Below are 16,903 nucleotides of genomic sequence, written 5' to 3' on the forward strand. Positions count from 1 at the left end.
AGAAGACTGTGGCCCGTCATACAATGGATAGAAAGAGCAGGAAGCGGCGTTTGGAATGATGAAGAAAAAGAGACGGGGAAGAGTTCTTCTGGCGGCGGTGATTCTGATGCTCCTGGCATCGTGCCGGATCACAGATGTGAGCGAGGGCGAGCGGAAAGAACTGTCGTATGCGATTGTAAAGCCGGGCGATTTTCCGCCGGAAATCGATCAGATTTTGCGCAGGAAAAAAGAATCCGCGTTCCAGATGGCGTACGAGAGCGGGGACGATCTCTACATACTGCGCGGCTACGGAAAGCAGAAAAGCGGAGGCTTTTCCATACAGATCGAAGAAGTATCGAAATCGGAAAACGCCGTTTTCGTGCGGACAAAACTCGTCGGACCTGCCGCAAAGGAGGAGCAGAAAGGCGCCGCCTCCTGCCCTTACGTCGTGCTGAAAACGAAAGCGGCGGCGGGAATCTCAGTCGTATTTGAGGATTAGAGTGGGAGGAGCCTTATGGATTTTGTAAAAAAGATTCTGCATCAGATCAGCAGAAAAAGCGAAGCGGTGTCACAGATTACGTTTGATGAGGACTACAATGTGCCGGACGCACGGCCCGATGTGGGGCGGATGATTCAGAAAAAAGGCGAGGTGACGATCGGGGATGTGCAGATTTCGGAAGGAAAAGCGCGTGTATTCGGCGGCCTCACCTTTCATCTGCTGTACGTCTCCGACGGCGAACGGCGCCGGATCTGCCAGCTCTCCGGCGAGCTTCCGATCGACGAGACGATCCATCTCGATGGTCTGACAGGGGGCGACAAGGTCTGCATCACCTGGGAAGTGGAAGATCTGAACCTGCATCTCATCAACTCGCGGAAGCTGGGCGTGCGCGCGATCGTCACGCTGCACGCGTGGATCGAGGAACTGTGCGACCTTGCCGTGCCGATGGAAATCCGCGGGGAGAGCGACGTCGCGGTAAAAAGGCAGGAATACCGCGTGGTTGAGCTTGCAGTGCAGAAAAAAGATGTGCTGCGTGTCAAAAAGGAGCTTACGATTCCGTCCGGCAAGCCGGAATTGCACGAGATTCTCTGGCAGGATCTGGAAGTGCGCGGTCTCGATCTCCGCTCTGAGGAGGGGCGGGTCAGTGCGCAGGGAGAACTCTTTGTCTTCTGCCTGTACAGCGACGGCGAGGAGGATCACCCGCTGCAGTGGGTGGAGCAGGCGCTCCCGTTCCAGGCAGAAGTGGAATGCCAGGGCTGCATCTCCGAGATGATCCCGCGGATCGAAAGCACACTCGGCCAGACCACACTCGAAATCCAGCCCGATTCCGACGGCGAGGAGCGGGTCCTGCAGGCGGAGGCCGTACTCGAACTTGACATCTGTCTGTATCAGGAAGAAACCGTATCACTTCTGCAGGACGTTTACCATCCGCACCGAGAATGCATTCCAAAAGTGCAGGAGGAGACTTTGGAGAGCCTTCTGATCCGCAATTCCTCCAAATGCCGCCTGACCGACAAACTGCAGATGCGCGTGCCGAAAAATAAAATTCTGCAGATCTGCCACAGCGACGGCAAAATCAAGATCGACGAGGAAAGAATCGTAGAAAACGGCATCGAAGTAACCGGTGTGGTGGAACTCAGGGCGCTCTACGTGGTCAGTGACGACGAAATGCCGTTCTACGCCGCCGAAACCGCCATACCCTTCCGCCACACCATCGAAGTCCCGGAAATCGGACCGGACTGCCGCTACGAACTCCAGTCCTCCATTGACCAGCTCTCCACAACCATGCCGGACAGCAGCGACATCGAAGCCAAAGTCGTACTGAACCTGAACGCCCTCGTATTCCGCCGTAGAAAAGAGATGGTAATGCAGTACGTCGAAGAAAAAGACCGAGATCCGGAAGAACTGCAAAGCCTCCCGGGCATCACCTGCTACTTCGTCAAGCCGGGGGATACCCTGTGGGATATCGCAAAGAAATTTTATACGACAACGGAAAAAATTCGGGAACTGAACGACCTTAAAACCGAAAATCTTACGCCGATGCAGCAGCTTTTAGTAGAGCGGGTATAGTAGGAAAAGACAGCCTCCTGCCTTAAGAATGGAGTCAATCCATCAGGCAGGAAGCTGTCTTTTTGTGAGTTAACGAAATTACAATATTTTGATATGAGAAGCTTTTAAATCAATCAATCTTTGCGCATAGCCCGTAATCCGTGATATCTGCTCTGAGGTATAGCCCGCAGAAAGATATTCTGAGAAAGTGTCATCAGGCAGGAGCAGCTCAATGGCAAAGGTATCAGCTTCGGTTTCATATTCTGCCGTTTTTAAATGAGTTCTGGTATCCATAAAGATGGCATTTGCCTTTTTATGGAGAAACAAATGCCCAAGTTCGTGTGCCAGAACCAGTGTGCGCTCCTGCTCGGAAAGAGTTTCATCGAGATAGATGATATGGTTTCTCTGAAAATACTGATAAAAACCACGGACTCCGCTTAAAGGAGCATCCACGAGAATCACATTCAGTCCACGGACAATTTCAAAAGGATTCCGTGACTGGAATCGGTGAGCGATCTGATTCGCTCTTTTTTTTATGTCCATAGACATCAGTCCTTTTTATATTTTTTCGGTGTGTATTTTTCTTTGTTCTTCTTTTTTGCGAGTTCCATACCGATCTGCATTGCCGAAAGAATGGAATCGATGGCTTCCGGGGAAGCGGGATCGCCGTCAAACATCAGCCCCTCCTGAGAAAGAAGCTGTTCTTTGGTGCGGGCGAGGATTTTTTCAATATCCCGTTCGTCACGGGAAGTCAGTACCGGATCTGGTGCAGGTTCCTCTCCGTACATCAGATATTGAGGGGAAAGACTCAGATAGTCGGCAATTTTGGAAAGACGCTCAGCGGGGAAGGATCCTTTTTTTAGCTGACCGACATAACCGTTGGAAAACCCAAGGTCTTTTTCCAGCTTCGATATTGGAATTTTCCGCTCTTTACAGATTTGCTTTACACGTTCTACGCAGTTCATAACATACCTCCAATAAAAAAAATAGATAAAAGCCTAAAAAATGTATTGACAAAATAGAGAATACTCTATATAATGAGATCAAATTTAGAGAAAAACCTAAAGATAGAGAAGATTATATTTCTATATTAGAGTTTCCATAGAGAAAAGTCAATAGGTGATTCTCTAAATTTAGAACTTTATCAGAAGCGCGCAGATAAAGTATTTACGAAACCAGAAACAATACAGGATGAAGAAAAAGGAGAAATTAAAATGAGTCAGAAAACAGATCGCGTAATCGCGGAAATTTTACAGAAACGAGACCGTTTTACCAAAAACTTCCGAACAGAAAATCATGGCGGTGCAGCCGTCATTTACGGATACCCGGTTCATTATAAAGAAGGAGAAGAGTGGAAGGAAATTGATAACAGACTGGAAAAAACAGAAAACGGTTATCAGAACCATGCATCCCGGGTAAAAGTCCATTTTGCAGAAAGCAGTAATGCAAATGAAATGGTTACTATTGAAAAAACGGGAAGAAAACTGAGCTGGGGATTTCTGGCAGAAAAGCAGAAAAAACAGAACATCCGAAGCCAGGCGGCAGTACAGGCACAGAAGCGTGAAGCTGTATTTCAGCCGGAAAATCTCTATCCGACAGAAGAAGGAATGCAGAACAGAGCCGCAGTGCAGAAAACAGAAGAAAAAAGCGTGGAGCAGGAAAATCAGGAAAAAATGAGTGTTCCGGGTCTTGTGGCTGCCGGACATTATGCAGAGATTGCAGAGAATGTAGATCTCGAATACAAAATCATCGGAGAACAGGTAAAAGAAAACCTGATCTTAAAATCGGTAAAAGCAGCAGCTCTTGAATATTCGTTTTCCCTGCAGTTCCCGGGGATGATGATTGTCATTCGGGAAGACGGAGGAATTGACCTGATTGATGAAGAAACAGAAGAAGTTTTTTATTATTTTGCCCCGCCGTGTATGTACGATGCAGCCGGAAATTATTCGGAACAGGTACACTATGAACTGGAAACCGATGCGGAGCAGCATTGCAGTATTTTAAGCGTCGTACCGGATCAGACATGGCTTCAGGACGAAAACCGAGTATATCCGGTTGTGATTGATCCATCGGCAGAAACCTCGAAAACAAATAGGGCAATTGACGATACGTTTGTCCGAGAAAAAAGTCCGGACAGCGCGGTGGTAGCTTCTTATGGTTCTTTTACCGTAGGCCATAACCGGGAATATGGAAAATGCCGTTCTTTCCTGAAATTTACCAGCTTGCCTGCAATGGAACCTGGAGCGGTTATCTACGATGCAAAAATCTATGTATGGCAGTACCGGTATTCTTCGGACAGCAACCAGCCGTTTTTTATTACCGCCCATAAAGTAACGGGAGGATGGAATCCGGGATCAACCACATGGAACAATCAGCCGGCATATCAGTCGAATGTACTGGATTACTGCAGTGTAAAGCAGGTACAGTCCGGTAATACAATTACCGTTACACCGTGCGGATTCAACGTAACAAAACTGGTGCGTGAGTGGTACAACACAGGGGTAAATCATGGAATTGTTATCACGGCACAGAATGAGACACCATATCAGGAAGCCGTTTTCATTTCTTCTGATTATCCATCCAATAACTCTTATGGAATTACTTCCGAGTATTTCCCGCAAGGAATCTTTTATTACCGTAGTACAACAGGACTCGAGGACTATTACAGCTACCATGAGCAGGATGCCGGACGCGCAGGCCATGGCTATGTTAATGACTTCAATGGAAACCTTGTATGGGTGCATGAAGATGCGTCAACCAGCGGTGGGCTGCTGCCGATTCATATCCGTCATGTGTATAATCTGTCAGAACGGAGTAAAAACAACCGTATGGGAAAAGGCTGGAGAATGAACTTCATCCAGGAAATGGAAGCCACAGGAAACGCAAACTTCCCGTATGTCTACACAGATGGAGACGGAACCCGACATTACTTTTATAAAGACACAGCGGATGGAAATAAATTAAAGGATGAAGATGGCTTTGGATATGAGCTGACGCAGACAAGTTCTTCTGACGGAGATTCTTATTACATCATGAAGGACAAAAACGGCTGGGAATATGCGTTTGGTCAGGACAAATACATGCGGAGTATCAAGGATTCCAACGGAAATCTGCAGAAAGCGCAGTATGGTCCGTCCACAGCAGGTAACTATCTGGCATATCTGATTGATCCTACCGGTGCAAGAATGGACTTCAGATATGGAAAAGATAATAATCTGGGCAATCTGAATGCGAATGGAAGAAGCATTTATTTTTCCTATGACAGTGCAGGACATCTGACCAGAATTAGTTATCCGGATAATAAAAGTACGGAATTTTTCTACGATGGAGATATTCTGGTGAGCGTACAGAATAATGATGGGCGACAGATTTCATATAAGTACCAGGATGACTGCGGAGTAAAACGAGTGTCAGAAGTTTTTGAACATACAGGACCACAGAATGGGCAGAGAATGAAAATTTCCTATCGAAATGGAAATACTACGGTGTTTGAAACACAGGGATTGGATGGAGAAATCAGTCGGACAGGTGATAATCGAAAGTTTACCTACCACTTTGACAATTTCGGCTGCCCGGCGGATGTGTCGGATGAAGATGGTGCTGCAAACAGTTATCAGTTTTTACGGGAAGGACGAAAGAATAACAAGCTGAGCATGACAGGAACTTTACAGAAAGCCGTCAGGAACCGAATGGATCCAGAACCATTTTTATTACAGTGGAATCAGATTAACACAGGAAATGAAAATGCAGTTATTGGATTTAGAGCGTTAGGGGGATTCCCTTCGGGAACTTTTTGTACAATAAATAAAGATACCGTAAATGGTAGATATGGATACTCTAAAACGTATACGTTAGAAAAAGGAACTTATACTTTTTCCTGTTATGTTAAGGTTGAAAAATGTGTACCAGATCCGGAGAAAAAGCGTTCCGAATGCGGTGCCGGAATTTTACTTTCTTCCGGAAATACAGAGAAAATGGATCTGGTAACAGAGGTGAAAGATACAGATTCGGATGAATGGACTCGTGTATCGGTAACTATTACGATTGCATCTCAGACGGAGGTAACTACCGCGTTTTTCTTGGATAATATGCAGGGATGGGCTTGTTTTTCCTGTTTCCAGTTGGAAAAATCAATGGCAGCAAACAAATTTAACATGCTGCACGATGCATTTTTCGAAGATACATTTGACACAACAGGGGAATATGGCTGGAAATTAAGTCAGGGAGAAAGTGCAGACCAGATTGTAACAGATTCAGTTAAAGGTAAATGTGCAAGATTACGAGGTAACTTGTCCAAAGATAAGAGCCTGATGCAAACCGTAAAGGTGAGCGGAAAAGAAGGCGATGTATTTGTGCTCGGATGCAGTGTGAAAGCAGACGCCATTCCGGGCCGAACCTTCCGTGTTCGTGCAGTGGTTCATTTTACCGACAAAACAACGACAGAGACAATTGTGAACTGCAATCCGTATGTGACAGAGTGGCAGTTTGTCAATGGCGTAATCCTGACCAGGAAAGATGGTTCCACAACAAATAAGACCTACGAATCCATTCAGATCTATCTCGAATACCAGAAACAGCAGAATGATGCATTCTTTACCGGCTTACAGCTGATCCGTGATGATGCGGAAAGTTACGTGTATGATGCAAATGGAAATATTGTAAGTGCCAAGACAGCAGCGGAGCAGAATGCATTTATCTGCAACAAAACAGACCTGCTTTCCAAAATGGTTAAAGTGACCGGCTCTTCGTTTGAGTATGAATATGATGGAAAGAAAAATATGACAGCGGCAAGAAATTCAGAGGGAGTTCAGTACCGTTATACCTATGATAACAAGGGAAATCCGCAGGACGTAGTGATTCATCATGACAGGGTAAGTACGTCGGTAATGGCTGGCAGAAGTTATTATATTCGCCACAGAAAATCTGGTAAGTATATCGATGTAAAAGATGCATCTAATAAAGATGGAGCAGCAGTTCAGCAGTATGAGTTTTCGGGAAGTTCGGAGCAGAAATGGCGTATTGAGGATGCCGGAGAAGGATATATTATTTTCAAAGCATTTGACGGAAATGAGACATATGTACTGGATATCGGAACGGATGCAAATGGGGCAAAGGCGAAGTTAGCTGCATACGCAAACAAAGATTCACAGAAATTTCGTATCAAACCAGTAGGAGAAGGAATGTATTTGATCACAAGTAAAATTTCTAAGGACAAAAAAGCGATTGATCTTCCGAGAGCACAGCTTGATAATTCGATTCAGTTACAGATTTGGGATCAGTCAGAAACACATCCGAATCAGCAGTGGTATTTTGAGCCTGTTGCATATGAACGAAAGAGTGACCAGCCGATTTCCGGCGGGATTTATATGATGCGTCTTGGATACAGTGGACAGTATATGCAGGTAAATGGAACAACAGCGGGATCAACAGTTGTTCAGAATCGGTATTTAGGAAAAGAAGCACAGATGTTTCTGATTCATGGAGATGAAACAGGTGGATTTTTCCTGGAACCGGCCAATGCAGAGGGAAAAGCACTTTCTATGGCTTCGGATGGAACACTCACGCTGCAGGTGAAAAATACATCGGACAGCAAACAGAAATTCTGGTTTGAAGTGAGTGAAGAGGATAAAAATAATTATTGCATCAAACAGAACAGCCGGTATTTTATGATTCCAAGTCTCTCACATGAAGAGAATACAGCAATTAACGGAGCATATCCAACAGTAGAAGCCATGAGTCCACAGGAATTTATTTTGGAGAAATGCAGCGAACGTATGACGGCGCAGTATACCTACACGGCAACCGGCCGAAATGTAAAAACACTGACAGATGCCAGAGGATTTGTAACAACAAACGAATACGACAGCAAAGAACGCCTGCTGACGGGAGTTACCGATGCAAAAGGGAATAAGGTAACGTATACGTATGATACCAAGAATGACCTTCTGACCGGTGCGACGGCTTCTGATGGAACAAATACGGTAAAACTGGGTTATACGTATGATGAAGGTGACCGGTTAAAAACGATTGCCCACAATGGATTCGAGTATACCTATGAATATGATTTCCTCGGAAATCAGACCAGAATTCTGGCAGGCGGAAATGCACTGGAAGAATACGATTATCTTCCGTCGGACGGACCGCTCAGCGAAGTAAAGTATGCGACAGGAGAAGTGCTGAAAAACAGCTATGACAAGTACGAGCAGATCGTGGAGCAGAAGTGGAATGGAACGACAGTCTTCCGAAATATCTATGATGACTATGGAAATGTATTTTACCATGAGGATCTGGAAAACGACAGAAAGATTTTCTTTGACTATGACATGATCCAGAGAATGGCAGGATACCGCACAACAGATGGAGAAACGGCGCGCATTCAGTATGACAACAAGAACAGACGCACAGGCATGGTACATCAGATTGATGACAGCAAAATTTCAACATCGTGCGTATTTGGAGAGGTTGGAAAAGCACAGGCACCGGATGTGATTTATCAGATCAAGGTAAATGATGCAGTCAAAATTTCGTATACCTTTGACACGTTATGTCGTGTTACCAGAAAAACCATTCATCTGAAGGACAAAACATATCCGGTCGACTATACCTTTGTGCCGGGAAGAAAAGCGGGAATTACAACCTTGCTTCTCAAAGAAATCAACAATAACGGAAAGAAACTGTCCTTTGTTTATGATGCTGTGGGAAATATTGTTACGATTTCCGAGAATGGTGTTCAGAAAGTAAAATATACGTATAATGCTTTGAGTGAACTGACCCGTGTGGATTCTGCATGGGAAAATAAGAGTATTACGTATACCTACGATGCCGGAATGAATATGACGTCCAGAAAAGAGTATTCCTATACAACGGGAGCACTGGGCAATGCGGTAAAGACAGATCTGTTTACCTACCGTGCTTCAGGATGGAAAGATCAGCTTATTTCCTATAATGGCAGCAGCATTTCCTATGATGCGGTCGGCAACATTACAGCTTATCAGGGAAGAACACTGACCTGGTACAGAGGAAGCCTGCTGCAGAGTCTGACCTTAAACGGAAAGAAAGCAGTTTACCATTACGACAGCGAAGGACACAGAGTCCAGTGGAAAGACCTGAACGGAATCAGCCATAAGAACTACTGGTGCGGAAACAAACTGATGGGAACGAAGTATGGAGATGTACTGGTTCAGTTTGTTTACGGTGCGGATAAATCCCCGCTGATGCTGAAAAAGGGAGAAAAAGAGTATTATTACTTGTACAACAGCCAGAATGATGTCATAGGACTGATTGACAGCGATGGAAAACAGGTAGTAAACTATTCTTACGATGCATGGGGAAAACAGACTGGTCTGACCGATATCAGCGGAGAAAATATCGGAAAACTAAACCTATTCCGTTATCGTGCTTACTGCTACGATGACGATACCAAACTCTATGTCACCGCCAGCCGTTATTATGATCCGGAATTGTGCAGATTCCTTTGTGCGGACAACTTTGATGCTGTAAAAGCGAAAATGTTTAGCATGAATGGAAAGAACCTTTATGTGTACTGTTGCAACAATCCGGTGAATGCGGTAGATGATGATGGTGATTTTGGAATTTTAATGCTGGCATTCCCAGGAATCGATCCCAGAAAAGTAGCATGGAATATCTTAAAAGATGTATTTGTATATGCGGTACAGTGCGGAATGGCGAATGAGAAAGTAACCTTAGAAGGAATTGCAGAGGTGGCCATAGAAAGTGCAATCAGTAGTGTTTTGGGAGATAGCCAAGGAATTATCTTTTCAGTAGTAGTAAGTGGTTTGAAAGGAGGATATTTAGAGTATCAGGAATCAGGAGATATGGCAAGAGCAATGGGGGCAGGATTTTACGATGCTATAATGACCTTGTTAGAACCTAAAACGTATAACGCATATGTAAAAAATGAAACTATTGAGAATGCATTGGGTGCTTTTACAGACTTTTTTCAGTCTCCATTACTGAGCTATCCCAAAAGCGGTGTTTTGGATGGAGTGTTTGGAAAACCCAAGAAACAGGCAAATAAAAATGGATCAACACTTAAGAAAAACAGCAACATCAACTTTAGTACAAAAAAAGTTGGGGGGAAAAAGAAGAACTGGCAGAGTAATAAGCCTGCAATTTCCAGAAAAATGCAAAATATAGGACTTCCAGCGCTTAGATAGAAAAGTTTTAAGATGCCTTTGCGCGAAGAAAAATAGTTTTGTACAAAGGCAAAGCGTAAGAAATAACGAGGAGAAGATTGTATGAAAGTAGTATGGGGAAAATTTGGTACCGGCGTAGACCTGATTGTGTGTGCTATTAGTAGTTATTGGTGGGTGAGCCTGTGGGTAAATGAAAAAGATGCGTTCCACGCCTATTCATTAAAAACAAGTATCATAGTGTTTCTAGGAATAATGTTCTTTTTAAGCATAGCAGCTTATGGAACTGTGACATTTCTACTAAAACGAATTTATATTTATGAATGGGGAATAATGTTATCTTTTTGGGGCTATGAAAAAAAGATAGAATGGGAAGATTTTACTGTGATACAAAGATACAATGATCATTTTTTCTTCAACATATCGAAACAGAAAGATGACAGTTTGTTCTGGTGTACCTATCACCCATTTACCAGTATCATGATATTCGACAAGTTCCGCGGACCGGGCTGGGGAATCATACCGCTCAGCGCCGACGAATTTTGTGAACTCCTCACTTCATACGGTGTCAAGTATACGGAAAGTAAATAACATACAAAAAGAGTGGAAGTGGCCGTAAGATCCACGAATTACCAGCCACTTCCCTTTTTATATGCAAATTTAGAAAAAGAAAGAAGGAAATGCCAATGAAATCAATTTATCGCACGATCCTTGCCGCAGCAGGCAGCTTCCTTGCGGCACAGTTTGGAGGCTGGGATGCTGCGCTGGAAACGCTGGTCTGCTTCATGGCAATTGACTGGATCACAGGAGGTGTTCTGCTTCCTGTTGTTTTTAAAAAGAGTCCGAAATCTGAAAACGGAACGTTGGAGAGCCGTGCGGGATGGAAAGGGCTTTGCAGAAAAGGGATGATGCTGTTCTTTGTGCTGGTCGCGGAAAAACTGGATCAGCTCACACAGACGAATTATCTGCGGGATGCCGTCTGCATTGGATTTATTTTAAATGAAGCGGTTTCAATCTTGGAAAATGCAGGGCTGATGGGTGTGAAAATCCCTGAGGTTCTGCGGTCAAGGATTGATGTGCTGAGAAAGGAGGAGCAGAGTAAATGAGGGTTGACAGAAGCTATTGTAGCAACCAGAATACATGGTCGGAAAATCATCCGCAGTGTATTGTGGTACACAATACAGACAATTTTGCCGCCGGAGCCGATGCCCGCGCGCATGCAAGAGCGCAGTACCAGGGAAATTTTCAGATTATGTCGGCGCATTATTACGTAGATGACGGGGAGATCGCTTATCAGGCTGCGCCGCACAGCAGAGGATGCTGGCATGTCGGGAGAAATTATGGAAGTAAAAATCTATTCGGCAGATATGGAAACCGGAACAGCATCGCGGTTGAGATGTGCGTGCAGAAAGGATATGATTACGAAACCGCATTTTTACATACGGTGGAGCTGGTGAAAAACCTGATGAACGAGACGGGGATTCCATCAGATGCAGTTTACCGGCATTACGACATCTGCAGCAAAAACTGCCCGTCCCAGATTCAGAAGCGGGGAGACTGGGAGCGGTTCCAGCGTCTGATTCGGGAAACAGAAGACGGCAGTGAGAAAAGTGAATACAATCCCGGCATCTACCGTGTAACAGACCCGGCGCTCAACATCCGCACAGGTCCCGGAGTAGAATACCCGGTGGTGGGAGTCATCAAAGACCAGGGAAGCTATACGATCACAGAAATCAGAAACAAAAGCTGGGGCAGACTGCTGTCGGGAGCGGGATGGATCAACTGCCATAAAGCATATTGTTTTTACGGGGGAAGAGTATAAAATCCCATCTTTGCAAAACGATGTCATCGGACGGATTGACAGCGATGGAAAGCAGGGAGTAAACTATTCTTACGATGCAGGGGGAGAACTGGTAAATACCATGGATACAAGTGGTGCGAATATTGCACAGTCGAAAGAAATAACGAGGAGAAAATTGTATGAAAGTAATATGGGGAAAATTTGGTACAGGTGTAGATTTGATTCTGTGTGTTATTATTAATTACTATGTGGTGAGTATATGGGTAAATGGAAAAGATGAGTTCCATGCATATTCATTAAAAACAAGTATTATATTTCTAATAGAGGTAATGCTCGTTTTAAATATGGGGAAAACAGACCGGTCTGACCGATACCAGCGGAGAAAATATCGGAAAGCTCAATCCATTCCGCTATCGTGCTTACTGCTACGATGACGACACCAAGCTCTATGTCACCGCCAGCCGCTATTACGATCTGGAATTGTGCAGATTCCTTTGCGCAGACAACTTTGATGTTGTAAAAGCGGAAATGTTCAAAAAGTTAAATTAGTAGGTGGCAAATATGAAGGCAGGATATCGTAAATTTTATAAATATTTTAGTATATTGGTATTTATGGGCTGCGGATACCTTATGCTGAATTTTTGGGAAGAGGGAAAAGGTCAAATTAGTTCTTATAACATGCAAGATAAAGCACTTATGATATTGTGGTTTATGATTTATACTTTTGGTACGGCTGCTGGAATTATAAATACTTTAACCAGTATTTACATTTATGAATGGGGAATGCAGATCTCATTTTTGAAATATAAGAAAAAAATCGAATGGGAAGAATTTTCTGTTATACGAAGATATCATAATCATTTTTTCTTCAATATGTCAAAACAAAAAGATGCAGGTCCGTATTGGGCAATGTTTCATCCCTTTACCAGTTTTGTAATATTCGATAATTCGCGAAATCGTTCTGTTCATACCATGCCGCTTAACGCCGACGAATTTTGTGAACTGCTCACTTCATATGGTATTCAGTACACGGAAAGAAAATAAAGATCGAAGGAATTAAAGAGAAAATATGAGAGCAGGATATCGTAAGTTTTTTATGTTTGCACAAGTTGCTACATTAATAGGCATCGGGTATCTTATGACAAGATTTTGGGAAGATGCAAAAAATCAATGTGAATTATATAATTTGCCTCAAAAGCTTTGGGTAATATTTGGAATAATGTTTATTTGTGGGATAGTGTCATGGGGAAGTGTAGATGCTTTAACACGTATTTACATCCATAAGTGGGGAATGGAACTTGCCTTTTTGGGATATAAGAAAAAAATTGTATGGGAGGATTTTTCCGTTATACAAAGATATAAAAATCATTTTTTCTTTAACGTATCAAAACAAAAAGATAGTGGTCTGTTTTTTTCAACATATCATCCATTTACTAGCTTTGTGATATTTGATAAGTCACAATTTAGTTGTGTCCGTACTATGCCAATCAGTGCCGACGAATTTTGTGACCTCCTCACTTCATACGGTGTCAAGTATACGGAAAGTAAATAAAGCATGAGAAGAGTGGAAGTGGCCGTAAGATCCCACGAATTACCAGCCACTTCCCTTTTTATACGCAAATTTGGAAAAAGAAAGAAGGAAATGTTTTAGAATTATAGTTCGTTGGATACCAGTGAACTATAACAGAAAGTGTTCTGCTTCCCTGTTGTTTTTACGGAGAAAAGAGTGTAAAATAAATACAGACATCATTACATTGATGGAGGATAAACAGTTGCTTGAATGGATTAATGTTTTTAAGGTAAATCGGAAAATTAAATCCCGTCTCTGGCCGTGGATCAAGATTATTTTAAGTATTGTTCTTTTCTTTGCGGTATTTTACGGCGACATCTATGTTCATATTCTGGATGGAACAAATCTGGGACGAATTGTGGAAGCAATGATTCTGGTTGTGTTTTCGTTTCTGGACTATCTGATCTGCTTCATTTCCGTAGCCGAAATGGACTGTTTGAAAGACCGGCGGTATGCGGCGGCGAAAGAGAGCGGTGAATTTTACACGATTTCCCAAATCGAAAGCTCCCTGTTCAACTACGTGCCGCGTACCTATACGATTTATTACCGGCGGGGAAGCAGAAGACTTACCTTCGGCGTACGGACAAGAACGACAGGAAATCTGCTGGAAATGGGCAGCAGAGAATATTTCATAGGACCGACAGGAAAGCGCGAGCAGATTGTGAAAGACCTCGATACGCTGATGAAAGAAGTAAAAAAATACGCAAGATTTGACAAAGTCCTGGTACAGGCAATCAATGGAGAACCGGTAAAGAAATGATGCCGGTTCTTCTTGCTTTTACGTAAAAATGCAGGTAAGATAAAAACAGCATGAGTGTAATACACATGCGTGAAAAATCATCAACAGAGAAGGTATGAAAATGGAGGAAACAAAAGATGAATTATCTGAAGGAACGGGATGGTGACCTGTTCTCCAATGCGGATCTGAAACGGCTGATTGTGCCGCTTCTGATTGAACAGCTTCTTGCCATCGCAGTCGGCATGGCGGATTCAATTATGGTATCCAGTGTCGGCGAGGCGGCGGTGTCGAGTGTGTCGCTGATTGATACAATCTTTATTCTGCTGATCAACATGTTCACCGCGATTGCAACCGGCGGAGCCGTCGTGTGCGGCCAGTATATCGGAAAGAAGCGGCCGCATAAAGCATGTGAGGCAGCTGACCAGCTTCTGCTGGTGACAACGGCGCTGTCAGTTGTGATCATGGCGGCGGTCTATCTTTTAAAGCCGTTTATTCTGCATGTTGTGTTTGGAAACATTACGGCAGAGGTAGAAAGAAACTGCAATATTTATCTGATGATCGTAGCGGCCTCCATTCCGTTTCTGGCGGTTTACAACGGCTGTGCGGCCATTTTCCGTGCGCAGGGTGATTCGAAAACGCCGATGAAAATATCCATCGTCATGAACCTGATCAATATTTCGGGAAATGCGCTTCTGGTCTATGCGCTGAAATTCGGCGTGGACGGCGTTGCGATTCCGACGCTGCTTTCACGTATGTACGCGGCTGTGGCAGCATTTGTTCTCGTACATAATAAGCGGTATCTGGTGCGGTGCTCTTATCCGGTGAAAGTAAAACCGGATTTCCATATGCTGAAAAAAATCCTTGGCATCGGCATTCCGAACGGCCTCGAGAACAGTATGTTCCAGCTCGGCAAAATCATGGTCTTAAGTATGATCACACAGTTCGGAACAGCGTCGATCGCGGCAAATGCGGTGTCCAACACGATTGCTGTCTTCCAGACACTGCCCGGTATGGCGATCGGAAATGCAGTGCTGACCGTAAGCGCACAGTGCGCGGGAGCGGGAGACTATGAGCAGGTAAAATACTATGCGAAAAAGCTGCACATCATCATTTATGGACTGATGATCGTCTGCTGTCTCGGTGTCATCGCGGCACTTCCGGCAGTGCTTCACGTTTACAGTCTGTCTGCGGAGGCAACTGCCATGACGGAAGATATCATCGTTTACCATGGTATCTGCTGTATGATAATCTGGCCAATTGCCTTCACCCTGCCGAATGTACTCCGCGCGTCCAATGATGTGGCATTTTGTATGATTCTCTCGATCCTTTCCATGTGGATCTGCAGAATCGGCATGAGCTATGTGCTCGGTGTGCGTATGGGATTCGGTGTCTTTGGTGTCTGGGTCGCCATGACGATGGACTGGGTTGTTCGTGCTATTTTCTTTGTCCTTCGCTATCGAAGTGGGAAGTGGCAGCATCAGATGTGATGAAAAATACGGAATGTTTTGGGGAGAGAGAAAAAACGATACATCTGGAGGAAGTTATTATTATGAAAAACGCAAAGAAACTGATTCCCGGAGCAGCGATTGCGCTGGTGATTGCGGTTGCAGCGAAATTCCTGGAAAGCCTGGAGGAGAGCGCCGGACTGCACTTTATCGGGGCGTCGGTCATCGCCATGTTTATCGGTATGATTGTGAATGCCCTTTACAAGCCGAACAGCGTGACAGCGCCGGGAATTAAATTTACATCGAAGAAGATCCTGAAATTTGCGATTATTCTGCTCGGAGCGAGCCTGAATATCCGCACGGTACTGACGGTCGGAAGATTTTCCCTGACGGTTATGGTATTTACCCTGGCAACGTGCTTTGGCCTCGGCGCACTGATCGGAAAAGCACTTGGACTGAACTGGAAGACGAGCAGCCTCATCAACGCCGGCACGGGTATCTGCGGCGGTTCCGCGATCGCGGCAATCGCGCCGGTCATCGAGGCGACCGATATGGACATTGCCTATGGCCTCTCCGCAACGTTTTTATTTGATACGGTCATGATCGTCGTATTCCCGATCCTCGGTCACTGGATGGGCCTTTCGGATGCCGCGTTTGGCCTCTGGGCCGGAACTGCGGTCAACGACACATCAAGCGTCGTTGCCACCGGTTACGCATTCAGCGAGGCCGCCGGTGATTTCGCAACCATGGTAAAACTGACACGGACCCTCGCCATCATTCCGGCCGTCCTGGCATTCGCCGCCATCAACGTACATCTGAAACGGAAGGCGCAGGCAGCAGAAGGAACCGCCGTAAAGGTAAGCATCAAATCCATTTTTCCATGGTTTATCTTAGGTTTTCTCGCCATGTCAGCACTGACCTCCTTAGGTCTTATCCCGGCAGGCACAGCAGCCGCATTAAAAACCATCAGCAAATTTCTGATGGTAGCCGCCCTTGCGGCCATCGGCCTGAACACCGATTTCAAATCCCTCTGCCGCTCCGGCGCAAAGCCGATGCTGCACGGATTCATCATTTCGCTGCTGGTAGTCCTGGTAGCGATTGCAGTCGAATTTGCGATCGGCATTGCGCCGCATGGGGTACTGTAAAGAAACAGAGAATTAAAAATCCAG

Annotated in this window: 14 protein-coding genes; 12 read left to right on the top strand and 2 right to left on the bottom strand. The window is 44.7% G+C overall.

What is annotated here, in order from left to right; all coding sequences use genetic code 11:
• Positions 1-55 precede the first annotated feature (55 nt).
• Positions 56-478: a protease complex subunit PrcB family protein gene (locus DWX26_RS05820; protein ID WP_022461788.1), complete on the top strand. Its 423-nt coding sequence runs from the start codon at positions 56-58 to the stop codon at positions 476-478.
• Positions 479-493: 15 nt separating this feature from the next.
• The gene (locus DWX26_RS05825) at positions 494-2,047 is read left to right on the top strand and encodes a DUF3794 and LysM peptidoglycan-binding domain-containing protein (protein WP_118601057.1); all 1,554 of its coding nucleotides are present in this window, start codon (positions 494-496) and stop codon (positions 2,045-2,047) included.
• A gap of 78 nt (positions 2,048-2,125) precedes the next feature.
• Here DWX26_RS05825 and DWX26_RS05830 read toward each other — a convergent pair whose 3' ends face one another.
• Complete coding sequence (locus tag DWX26_RS05830) at positions 2,126-2,569, bottom strand: ImmA/IrrE family metallo-endopeptidase (RefSeq protein WP_055219960.1); 444 nt, start codon at positions 2,567-2,569, stop codon at positions 2,126-2,128.
• Positions 2,570-2,574: 5 nt separating this feature from the next.
• Positions 2,575-2,991: a helix-turn-helix domain-containing protein gene (locus DWX26_RS05835; RefSeq protein WP_055219958.1), complete on the bottom strand. Its 417-nt coding sequence runs from the start codon at positions 2,989-2,991 to the stop codon at positions 2,575-2,577.
• Between the two features lie 249 nt (positions 2,992-3,240).
• On the opposite strand from DWX26_RS05835, the gene DWX26_RS05840 reads away from it, so the two are divergent.
• The 10 genes from DWX26_RS05840 (at position 3,241) to DWX26_RS05885 (ending at position 16,879) form a co-directional block, all read left to right on the top strand.
• The gene (locus tag DWX26_RS05840; RefSeq protein WP_118601058.1) at positions 3,241-10,203 is read left to right on the top strand and encodes a DNRLRE domain-containing protein; all 6,963 of its coding nucleotides are present in this window, start codon (positions 3,241-3,243) and stop codon (positions 10,201-10,203) included.
• Positions 10,204-10,284: 81 nt separating this feature from the next.
• Positions 10,285-10,770, top strand: a complete 486-nt coding sequence (locus DWX26_RS05845; RefSeq protein ID WP_055219954.1) for a hypothetical protein — start codon at positions 10,285-10,287, stop codon at positions 10,768-10,770.
• Positions 10,771-10,865: 95 nt separating this feature from the next.
• Positions 10,866-11,285: a phage holin family protein gene (locus DWX26_RS05850; RefSeq protein WP_055219953.1), complete on the top strand. Its 420-nt coding sequence runs from the start codon at positions 10,866-10,868 to the stop codon at positions 11,283-11,285.
• A complete protein-coding gene (locus tag DWX26_RS05855) occupies positions 11,282-12,001 on the top strand; it encodes an N-acetylmuramoyl-L-alanine amidase (RefSeq protein WP_055219951.1) in 720 nt (239 codons plus the stop codon). Before DWX26_RS05850 ends, DWX26_RS05855 begins: the two co-directional genes overlap by 4 nt.
• Before the next feature lie 158 nt (positions 12,002-12,159).
• Positions 12,160-12,414 carry a hypothetical protein gene (locus tag DWX26_RS05860; RefSeq protein WP_055219949.1) on the top strand — a complete coding sequence of 85 codons (255 nt, stop codon included), beginning with the start codon at positions 12,160-12,162 and terminating at the stop codon, positions 12,412-12,414.
• A gap of 127 nt (positions 12,415-12,541) precedes the next feature.
• Positions 12,542-13,024, top strand: coding sequence for a hypothetical protein (locus DWX26_RS05865; protein ID WP_055219947.1), 483 nt, complete (start codon positions 12,542-12,544; stop codon positions 13,022-13,024).
• Between the two features lie 25 nt (positions 13,025-13,049).
• Positions 13,050-13,532, top strand: a complete 483-nt coding sequence (locus DWX26_RS05870; RefSeq protein WP_055219945.1) for a hypothetical protein — start codon at positions 13,050-13,052, stop codon at positions 13,530-13,532.
• A 220-nt stretch (positions 13,533-13,752) separates the two neighbouring features.
• A complete protein-coding gene (locus DWX26_RS05875; protein ID WP_055219943.1) occupies positions 13,753-14,310 on the top strand; it encodes a hypothetical protein in 558 nt (185 codons plus the stop codon).
• A gap of 116 nt (positions 14,311-14,426) precedes the next feature.
• Positions 14,427-15,776, top strand: a complete 1,350-nt coding sequence (locus DWX26_RS05880) for an MATE family efflux transporter (protein WP_055219941.1) — start codon at positions 14,427-14,429, stop codon at positions 15,774-15,776.
• Between the two features lie 62 nt (positions 15,777-15,838).
• Positions 15,839-16,879 carry a YeiH family protein gene (locus DWX26_RS05885; RefSeq protein WP_055220157.1) on the top strand — a complete coding sequence of 347 codons (1,041 nt, stop codon included), beginning with the start codon at positions 15,839-15,841 and terminating at the stop codon, positions 16,877-16,879.
• Positions 16,880-16,903 lie beyond the last annotated feature (24 nt).

Origin of the sequence: Blautia sp. AF19-1 (genome assembly GCF_003479155.1) — a bacterium.
GTDB classification, from domain to species: domain Bacteria; phylum Bacillota; class Clostridia; order Lachnospirales; family Lachnospiraceae; genus Fusicatenibacter; species Fusicatenibacter saccharivorans.

What these genes read in the sequence shown, in the direction of transcription:
- DWX26_RS05820 (WP_022461788.1), top strand. Translation starts at nt 56, where the DNA reads ATGATGAAGAAAAAGAGACGGGGAAGAGTTCTTCTGGCGGCGGTGATT.
- DWX26_RS05825 (WP_118601057.1), top strand. Translation starts at nt 494, where the DNA reads ATGGATTTTGTAAAAAAGATTCTGCATCAGATCAGCAGAAAAAGCGAA.
- DWX26_RS05830 (WP_055219960.1), bottom strand. Translation starts at nt 2,569, where the DNA reads ATGGACATAAAAAAAAGAGCGAATCAGATCGCTCACCGATTCCAGTCA.
- DWX26_RS05835 (WP_055219958.1), bottom strand. Translation starts at nt 2,991, where the DNA reads ATGAACTGCGTAGAACGTGTAAAGCAAATCTGTAAAGAGCGGAAAATT.
- DWX26_RS05840 (WP_118601058.1), top strand. Translation starts at nt 3,241, where the DNA reads ATGAGTCAGAAAACAGATCGCGTAATCGCGGAAATTTTACAGAAACGA.
- DWX26_RS05845 (WP_055219954.1), top strand. Translation starts at nt 10,285, where the DNA reads ATGAAAGTAGTATGGGGAAAATTTGGTACCGGCGTAGACCTGATTGTG.
- DWX26_RS05850 (WP_055219953.1), top strand. Translation starts at nt 10,866, where the DNA reads ATGAAATCAATTTATCGCACGATCCTTGCCGCAGCAGGCAGCTTCCTT.
- DWX26_RS05855 (WP_055219951.1), top strand. Translation starts at nt 11,282, where the DNA reads ATGAGGGTTGACAGAAGCTATTGTAGCAACCAGAATACATGGTCGGAA.
- DWX26_RS05860 (WP_055219949.1), top strand. Translation starts at nt 12,160, where the DNA reads ATGAAAGTAATATGGGGAAAATTTGGTACAGGTGTAGATTTGATTCTG.
- DWX26_RS05865 (WP_055219947.1), top strand. Translation starts at nt 12,542, where the DNA reads ATGAAGGCAGGATATCGTAAATTTTATAAATATTTTAGTATATTGGTA.
- DWX26_RS05870 (WP_055219945.1), top strand. Translation starts at nt 13,050, where the DNA reads ATGAGAGCAGGATATCGTAAGTTTTTTATGTTTGCACAAGTTGCTACA.
- DWX26_RS05880 (WP_055219941.1), top strand. Translation starts at nt 14,427, where the DNA reads ATGAATTATCTGAAGGAACGGGATGGTGACCTGTTCTCCAATGCGGAT.
- DWX26_RS05885 (WP_055220157.1), top strand. Translation starts at nt 15,839, where the DNA reads ATGAAAAACGCAAAGAAACTGATTCCCGGAGCAGCGATTGCGCTGGTG.